The sequence below is a fragment of the Streptococcus sp. NLN76 genome (genome assembly GCF_015686645.1).
In the GTDB taxonomy this organism is placed as follows: Bacteria; Bacillota; Bacilli; order Lactobacillales; family Streptococcaceae; genus Streptococcus.
Genome location: NZ_JADPMS010000066.1, coordinates 1 through 6,392, shown reverse-complemented (window position 1 = coordinate 6,392; position 6,392 = coordinate 1). Strand labels below are relative to the sequence as shown.

1 protein-coding gene and 1 pseudogene are annotated in these 6,392 nt (G+C 44.2%); one reads left to right on the top strand and one right to left on the bottom strand.

Going from position 1 to position 6,392, the window contains the following annotated elements; all coding sequences use genetic code 11:
- The coding region (locus I1A59_RS08845; RefSeq protein ID WP_196092411.1) for a DUF1542 domain-containing protein at positions 1–5,554 on the top strand (5,554 nt) is incomplete at its 5' end.
- Positions 5,555–6,202: 648 nt separating this feature from the next.
- Here I1A59_RS08845 and I1A59_RS08840 read toward each other — a convergent pair.
- Positions 6,203–6,392 (bottom strand): annotated as a pseudogene (locus I1A59_RS08840) (IS110 family transposase); the annotation flags it as partial.

Genomic DNA, 6,392 nt, shown 5'->3' with positions numbered 1-6,392 from the left:
AGCTAAGCAAGCCATCGATGACGCAGCAGCAGCGAAGAAAGCAGAGATCGACGGTCGTGATGACTTGACGAAGGAAGAGAAAGACGCAGCTAAGTCTGAGGTTGATGCAGAAGCAACCAAAGCAAAAGACGCAGTAGATGCGGCTAAAACAGATGCGGATGTAACAGCGGCGAAGGATTCAGGAGTTGATGCGATTAAAGCAGAAAATCCATCTCCAGTAGCTAAGCCAGCAGCTAAGCAAGCCATTGATGACGCAGCAGCAGCGAAGAAAGCAGAGATCGACGGTCGTGATGACTTGACGAAGGAAGAGAAAGACGCAGCTAAGTCTGAGGTTGATACCAAAGCAACTGTCGCTAAGAAAGCTGTTGATGATGCGACAACCAACGATGCTGTATCATCTGCCAAAGACGCAGGCGTAACAGATATTAACTCAGTAAATCCATCTCCAGTAGCCAAGGAAGCGGCTAAAGCAGCTATTGACGAAGCTGCCCAAGCCAAGAAGTCTGAGATTGATGCTCGTCCTGATCTCACAGACGAAGAGAAGGCAACCGCTAAGTCTGAGGTTGATACCAAAGCAACTGTCGCTAAGAAAGCTGTTGATGATGCGACAACCAACGATGCTGTATCATCTGCCAAAGACACTGGTGTAACAGACATAAACTCAGTGAATCCATCTCCAGTGGCTAAGGATGAAGCTAAGAAAGCGATCAATGATGCTGCACAAGCTAAGAAAGACGAGATAGATGGGCGCACTGATTTAACAGATGAAGAAAAATCAACAGCTAAATCAGAAGTTGATTCTAAAGCCACTGACACGAAGAAAGCCATCGATAACGCAACAACCAACGATGGTGTGACTTCCGCTAAAGATGCAGGCATCACAGCTATCAACACAGTAAATCCATCTCCGGTAGCCAAGGATGCCGCTAAGAAAGCCATCGATGACGCAGTAGCAGCGAAGAAAGCAGAGATCGACGGACGCTCAGATCTAACTGACGAAGAGAAGGAAACCGCTAAGTCTGAGGTTGATACCAAAGCTAATGTCGCTAAGAAAGCTGTTGATGATGCGACAACCAACGATGGCGTGGCTTCCGCTAAAGATGCAGGAGTATCGGATATCAACTCAGTAAACCCATCTCCGATAGCCAAGGATGCTGCTAAGAAAGCGATCAATGATGCTGCCCAAGCTAAGAAAGACGAGATAGATGGGCGCACTGATTTAACAGATGAAGAAAAATCAACAGCTAAATCAGAAGTTGATTCTAAAGCCACTGACGCGAAGAAAGCCATCGATAACGCAACAACCAACGATGGTGTGACTTCCGCTAAAGATGCAGGCATCACAGCTATCAACACAGTAAACCCATCTCCGGTAGCCAAGGATGCCGCTAAGAAAGCGATCGATGAAGCTGCACAAGCTAAGAAAGACGAGATAGATGGGCGCACTGATTTAACAGATGAAGAAAAATCAACAGCTAAATCCGATGTTGACTCTAAAGCCACTGACGCGAAGAAAGCTATTGATTTAGCGACAACCAACGCTGGTGTGTCATCTGCCAAAGACGCAGGCGTAACAGATATTAACTCAGTGAATCCATCTCCAGTAGCCAAGGAAGCAGCTAAAGCAGCTGTTGACGACGCAGTTAAGGATAAGAAAGCTGAGATTGATTCTCGTTCTGACCTTACAGATGAAGAAAAATTAACAGCTAAATCAGAAGTTGACTCTAAAGCGAATGAAGCTAAGAAAGCTATTGATTTAGCAACAACCAACGATGGCGTGACTTCCGCTAAAGATGCAGGAGTATCGGATATCAACTCAGTAAACCCATCTCCGGTAACGAAGGATGCCGCTAAGAAAGCTATCGATGATGCTGCTCAAGTGAAGAAGGACGAAATAGATGCCCGTACTGATCTCACAGACGAAGAGAAGGCAACCGCTAAGTCTGAGGTTGATACCAAAGCAACTGTCGCTAAGAAAGCTGTTGATGATGCGACAACCAACGATGCTGTATCATCTGCCAAAGACACTGGTGTAACAGACATAAACTCAGTGAATCCATCTCCAGTGGCTAAGGATGAAGCTAAGAAAGCGATCAATGATGCTGCACAAGCTAAGAAAGATGAGATAGATGGGCGCACTGATTTAACAGATGAAGAAAAATCAACAGCTAAATCAGATGTTGACTCTAAAGCGAATGAAGCTAAGAAAGCAATCGACGCTGCAACAACTAACGCTGGTGTATCATCTTCCAAAGACGCAGGCGTAACAGATATTAACTCAGGAAATCCATCTCCAGTAGCCAAGGATGCCGCTAAGAAAGCGATCGATGATGCTGCCCAAGCTAAGAAAGACGAGATAGATGGGCGCACTGATTTAACAGATGAAGAAAAATCAACAGCTAAATCAGAAGTTGATTCTAAAGCCACTGACGCGAAGAAAGCCATCGATAACGCAACAACCAACGATGGTGTGACTTCCGCTAAAGATGCAGGAGTATCGGATATCAACTCAGTAAATCCATCTCCAGTAGCCAAGGATGCCGCTAAGAAAGCGATCGATGATGCTGCCCAAGCTAAGAAAGACGAGATAGATGGGCGCACTGATTTAACAGATGAAGAAAAATCAACAGCTAAATCAGAAGTTGATTCTAAAGCAACTGTCGCTAAGAAAGCTGTTGATGATGCGACAACCAACGATGCTGTATCATCTGCCAAAGACGCAGGCGTAACAGATATTAACTCAGTAAATCCATCTCCAGTAGCCAAGAAAGCGGCTAAAGCAGCTATTGACGAAGCTGCACAAGCTAAGAAAGACGAGATAGATGGGCGCACTGATTTAACAGATGAAGAAAAATCAACAGCTAAATCAGAAGTTGATTCTAAAGCCACTGACGCGAAGAAAGCTATTGATTTAGCAACTACCAACGCTGGAGTAACTTCCTCTAAGGATGCTGGTGTGAAAGATATCAATTCAGTAAATCCATCTCCGGTAGCCAAGGATGCCGCTAAGAAAGCCATCGATGACGCAGTAGCAGCGAAGAAAGCAGAGATCGACGGTCGTGATGACTTGACGAACGAAGAGAAGGCAACCGCTAAGTCTGAGGTTGATACCAAAGCCACTGACGCGAAGAAAGCTATTGATTTAGCGACAACCAACGCTGGTGTGTTATCTTCCAAAGACGCAGGCGTAACAGATATTAACTCAGTAAATCCATCTCCAGTAGCCAAGGAAGCGGCTAAAGCAGCTATTGACGTAGCTGCCCAAGCGAAGAAGTCTAAGATTGACGCTCGATCTGACCTTACAGACGAGGAGAAATCAGCTGCTAAGTCTGAGGTTGATACTAAGGCTGACCAAGCCAAACAAGCGATCGACGCTGCGACAACCAACGCTGGAGTAACTTCCGCTAAGGATGCTGGTGCAACAGACATAAACTCAGTAAATCCATCTCCGGTGGCCAAGGATGCCGCTAAGAAAGCGATCGATGACGCTGCTCAAGCCAAGAAGTCTGAGATTGATGCTCGTCCCGATCTCACAGACGAAGAGAAGGCAGCTGCTAAATCAGAAGTTGATTCTAAAGCCACTGTCGCTAAGAAAGCTGTTGATGATGAGACAACCAACGATGCTGTATCATCTGCCAAAGACGCAGGCGTAACAGATATTAACTCAGTAAATCCATCTCCAGTAGCCAAGGAAGCGGCTAAAGCAGCTATTGACGAAGCTGCCCAAGCCAAGAAGTCTGAGATTGATGCTCGTCCTGATCTCACAGACGAAGAGAAGGCAACCGCTAAGTCTGAGGTTGATACCAAAGCAACTGTCGCTAAGAAAGCTATTGATTTAGCAACAACCAACGATGCTGTATCATCTACCAAAGACACTGGTGTAAAAGACATTAACACAGTAAATCCATCTCCGGTAGCCAAGGAAGCGGCTAAAGCAGCTATTGACGAAGCTGCCCAAGCGAAGAAGTCTAAGATTGACGCTCGATCTGACCTTACAGACGAAGAGAAATCAGCTGCTAAGTCTGAGGTTGATGCAGAAGCAACCAAAGCAAAAGACGCAGTAGATGCAGCGAAGACAGATGCGGATGTAACAGCGGCGAAGGATTCAGGAGTTGATGCGATTAAAGCAGAAAATCCAGATGCAGTAGCTAAGCCAGTAGCTAAGCAAGCCATCGATGACGCAGCAGCAGCGAAGAAAGCAGAGATCGACGGACGCTCAGATCTAACTGACGAAGAGAAGGCAACCGCTAAGTCTGAGGTTGATACCAAAGCTAATGTCGCTAAGAAAGCTGTTGATGATGCGACAACCAACGATGGCGTGACTTCCGCTAAAGATGCAGGAGTATCGGATATTAAGTCAGTGACCCCAGAGCCAGTAGCCAAGGAAGCGGCTAAAGCAGCGGTCGACGAAGCTTCTCAAGCTAAGAAGTCTGAGATTGATGCTCGTCCTGACCTTACTGATGAAGAAAAAACCGCTGCTAAGTCTGAGGTAGATGCTAAAGCCAATGATGCTAAGAAAGCAATTGACGCTGCAACAACCAACGATGGCGTGACTTCCGCTAAAGATGCAGGAGTATCGGATATCAACTCAGTAAACCCATCTCCAGTAGCGAAGGATGCCGCTAAGAAAGAGATCGATGAAGCTGCACAAGCTAAGAAAGACGAGATAGATGGGCGCACTGATTTAACAGATGAAGAAAAATCAACAGCTAAATCCGATGTTGACTCTAAAGCCACTGACGCGAAGAAAGCTATTGATTTAGCGACAACCAACGCTGGTGTATCATCTGCCAAAGACGCAGGCGTAACAGATATTAACTCAGTGAATCCATCTCCAGTAGCCAAGGAAGCAGCTAAAGCAGCTGTTGACGACGCCGTTAAGGATAAGAAAGCTGAGATTGATTCTCGTTCTGACCTTACAGATGAAGAAAAATTAACAGCTAAATCAGAAGTTGACTCTAAAGCGAATGAAGCTAAGAAAGCTATTGATTTAGCAACAACCAACGATGGCGTGACTTCCGCTAAAGATGCAGGAGTATCGGATATCAACTCAGTAAACCCATCTCCGGTAACGAAGGATGCCGCTAAGAAAGCTATCGATGATGCTGCCCAAGCGAAGAAGGACGAAATAGATGCCCGTACGGATCTCACAGACGAAGAGAAATCCGCTGCTAAGTCTCAAGTAGACATTGAAGCAGGAAGGGCGAAATCTGAGATTAATGCTGCTACTAGCAATGCTGCTGTGACTTCCGCTAAAGATGCAGGATTTGCAGTGATTGAAGCTATTAATCCAATCGGACGCAAGAATGGTGACAAATCGGCAACAAAACCTGATACCAATAATGGTAACAAGCGAGTTGCAGGCTCATCCAAAGTCTCCAATCAAGAGACTGCTTCAAGCAATTTGACTGAATCAACTGGTAATAAATCCCAGGCAGGTCAATTACCAAATACAGGTGAAGAATCTAGTCAAACCCTTGTAGCAACCGGTTTAGCCCTTATATTGTTGTTAGCTAGTGTACGTTCTCGCCGAAAAAAAGAAGATGAAAAATAATTCATCTAAGCATTAAAAAACGAGGTTTTGAAACCTCGTTTTTGTTGTAGATTCTTGAAATTTTACTAAAAAACCTTATAATAGAACTATAATCATTATTCTATTATATAAAAGTTTAATTTTGTGATTCTTTCACAATTTTTATTATTTCTCTTATACTCATTGGAAATACAAATCTGGTGTTAGTGAAGCCCTCCCATTATAGTCTTTTATACTCTATGCAGTTCAAAAACTGAACGTTGTTAAACCTCTTTGGTGAACTTAAGTTCAACCTTCATCGGCTTGCCTAGTCAGATTTTAAAATGAAATAAGTAGTAGTTTACTTTTAGTCCAAGACAGCGAGTCGCAGACAGCTCAAATCTTTGGGAGAGATTTTGAGCTTGCTGCTAAAACTTTCGAAGAATGTTTCAAATAAGTAAGGCAAGACGAGCTAACACAGTGCTAAAAGATAAACTAAAACTGTAGAATTGATTTCCATCGAGTATCGCCACAGTCATCCTATGACTAGAAAGTCTAGTGGTGAAAAGTCAAGTTCAAAGTTCTGAGCAGTTACTCTTTTTTTCAGAAAAAAGGGCGCACTGAAAAGAGCTAGCGAAAAATGATGTTTTTCAACCAGTTTTCACTAGATTTTCAAGGAGTGTGCAGATCCTAATAGGTATCTTCCATAAGCCTCCTTGGTGGCGTATAGAGTTGGCGGTTGCGTAGTAGCACATCCACCAGACGCACAAATTTTCTAGCAGTTAAGACGAGAGCTCGTTTATGTTTGTTTTTTGGTACTTCTTGACACTTCTTCTGGTAATAGGCTTTGTATTCTTCGTCATAACGTCTGACAGAGTTG